Genomic DNA, 3,164 nt, shown 5'->3' on the forward strand with positions numbered 1-3,164 from the left:
AGCTCTGCCAGACGCCGCAAGGGGCGGAACTTTCCCGCCTCCGGTTTATGGCTCATGCGCCACACGTAGTCGCCGGTAAGGTTGATGTGCTCCCACCCCAAGGGCGACAAGTAGGGAAACAGCGCCGGATCGACCGGTATGCCGCGGTTCTCCATTGCCAGCACAGCGCGCTCAAGATAGACGGTGTTCCAGAGAACGATCGCCGCGGTCACCAGGTTTAGTCCGCTGGCGCGGTACCGTTGCTGCTCGAAACTGCGATCGCGTATTTCACCGAGACGATAGAAGAAGATGGATCGTGCAAGCGCATTGCGGGCCTCCCCCTTGTTCAAGCCAGCATGAGTGCGGCGGCGCAGTTCGAGATCCTGAAGCCAGTCGAGGGTGAACAACGTCCGCTCGATACGGCCGAGTTCGCGAAGCGCGACGGCCAAGCCATTCTGCCGAGGATAGCTGCCAAGCTTGCGTAGCATGAGTGAGGCTGTGACCGTGCCCTGCCGGATAGATGTAGCGAGGCGGAGAATCTCGTCCCAGTGAGACCGGATCAGGTTTTCCCGATACGTACCGCCAATCATCGGCGCCACGGCCGGATAGTCATCGGGGCTACCAGGGACATACAACTTTGTTTCCGCAAGATCGCGAATACGCGGCGCGAATCGAAACCCGAGCAGGTGCATCAGGGCAAAGACGTGGTCGGTGAAGCCGTTGGTATCCGTGTAATGCTCCTTGATTCGCAGGTCCGATTCGTGATGAAGCAGGCCGTCGAGTACGTAGGTCGAATCGCGAACGCCGACGTTCACCAGCTTGGTGTGATATGGCCCATACTGGTCCGAGATGTGCGTGTAGATCATCCGACCGGGTTCGGAGCCATACTTCGGGTTGACGTGGCCGGTGCTCTCGGCCCGCCCGCCGGCCTTGAAACGCTGGCCGTCTGACGACGAGGTAGAGCCATCACCCCAATGCGCGGCAAATAAATGCGCCGACTGCGCGTTGATCAGCTCCGCCAGACTTTGTGAGTATGTGTCGTCCCGGATATGCCAGGCTTGCAGCCACGCCAGCTTGGCATAGGTGGTACCAGGGCAGGATTCTGCCATTTTGGTCAACCCGAGATTGATGGCGTCGGCAAGAATCGTCGTCAGCAGCAACGTTTTATCGGAGGCTGGCTCGTCGGTTTTCAGGTGCGTGAAATGGCGAGTGAATCCGGTCCATGCATCCATCTCCATCAGGAGTTCGGTAATCTTGATGCGCGGCAACATGAGGGACGTCTGGTCGATCAATGTCTGTGCCTCCATTGGGACAGAGGCGTCGAGCGGCGATATCTTCAAGCCAGATTCGGTGATGATCGCGTCCGGCAGCTTTTTTGCTGCGGCCAGCCGGTTGACGGTGGCCAGCTTCATTTCCAGTAGCCGGCTCCGCTCCTCCAGGAAGCGATCGCAATCGGTAGTTACAGGTAGTGGCAGCAAGCGGCTCTCCCTGAGCGCACCGAACTTTTCAGTCGGCAGCAGGTATTCCTCGAAGTCCTTGAATTGCCGCGATCCTTCAACCCAGATATCACCGGAACGCAGGCGGTTCCTCAGTTCGGACAGTGCGCACATTTCATAGAACCGTCGGTCGATGCCGTTCTTGGTCTGTACCAGAGGCTCCCAACGCTTCTTGATAAAGGAGGTTGGTGCGTCGGCCGGAACCTTACGGGCGTCGTTGGCGTTCATTGTCCGGATTGTTTCGATCGCCGCCAGTAAGTCCTTGGCTGCTGGCGCTGCACGCAGTTTCAATATGTCGAGGAACTCTGGTACATAGCGACGCAGCGTGGAGAAGTAATCGCCAACCAGATGTAGGAAATCGAAGGTTTCTGGCTGCGCAAGCTGTTCGGCCTCCGAAACGCTCTTCGTGAAGACGTGCCAAGGCATCACAGCTTCGATCGCCTCGAATGGGTCGCCGCCGCTCTCTTTGGCCTTCAGAAGGGCTCGGCCGATCTTCGAGTACTGGTGGATCTTGTCGTTGATCGCCTTGCCTGACAGGTGAAACTGCTCGCGGTGCTTCTTCTTTGCCAGATTGAACAGCCGTCCAAGAATACGGTCATGGAGGTCGACGATTTCGTCGGTCACCGTTGCACGAGCCTCAACGACGATCGCAGTCAGCGTTGCGTGGCGGCGTTGATGCTCGAATTTCGCAAGGTCATAGGGAGTCATCTGGGCGCCCTCGCGGGCGATCTTGAGCAACCGGTTCTGGTGAACCAGTCGTTCGATTCCATCTGGCAGGTTGATCGCTCGTAGCATCTTCAAGCGATTGATGTGCTGTAACATCTGGCGGGAACTGGCCTTGCCCGGAGGCAAACGCAGCCAAGCGAGCCAGGTTAGGCGCCCGTCAGGCCGGCGCTGCAGAAGTTGATCCAGTTGATGTCGGTGGTGGTCCGTGAGCGGTTCGGTCAGGACCTGGTATATGCGGCGGGTTGCTCGCGTCACGGCTTCCGCACAGATGCGCTCCATGACGTTGACATTGGGCAGCAGCAACGCCTGCTGCCTTAGGGAATCGATCAGTGCCGTGGCCAAGATGATTCCCTTGTCGGTTTGCTGTGCTAGCTCGACAAGTGCCTGCACTGCTGCGCGATAGTCGGCCATTGTGAAGGCTCGCATCTGGAGCAGGGCTTGAAGTTCTGCCTGGTGCTCTCTTCGGGTCTTATCACGTCGTCCGTAGTCTGCCCAATGCGATGGCGAGATGCGAAGCTGACGAGCGACCATTTCGAGCAATGCTTGGGGTGGTTCCTCGCCGGCGGACAGCATGATGCCGGGATAGCGCACGTAGCAGAGCTGCACGGCGAACCCGAGCCGGTTTTCAGCGCCGCGGCGTTGCCGGATTAGTGCAAGATCTGTTTCATTGAATGTGTAGTAGCGAATGAGCTCGTCCTCACCGTCCGGGAAAGAAAGCAGCTTTTCCCGCTCGGTGTTGGAGAGTACGGTACGACGTGGCATGCCATTCCTTGAAAAATCGGATCCCAGCGGGGGGCGCTACGCCGATTTCCGGGGGTAAGGTTTGTGAAAATTTTGGCAGTCTATATCGTGATGCTGAGATAATGGGTATCTGGGGTATCCATTTAACCGGAGCTATTCCATACTTCGAGCATGGAGCTTCCAACCGCAGACATTGACTACCCTCGTTCCTTCGGTGAATTC

At 57.8% G+C, this 3,164-nt stretch carries 1 protein-coding gene; it reads right to left on the reverse strand.

Features of this window, described 5'->3' with window-relative positions; translation table 11 throughout:
* On the reverse strand, positions 1 to 2,963 hold a 2,963-nt coding region (locus A3A5_RS0116080; protein ID WP_018311576.1), incomplete at its 3' end, for a Tn3 family transposase.
* Positions 2,964 to 3,164 lie beyond the last annotated feature (201 nt).

This window comes from Cupriavidus sp. UYPR2.512, assembly GCF_000379565.1.
In the GTDB taxonomy this organism is placed as follows: Bacteria; Pseudomonadota; Gammaproteobacteria; order Burkholderiales; family Burkholderiaceae; genus Cupriavidus.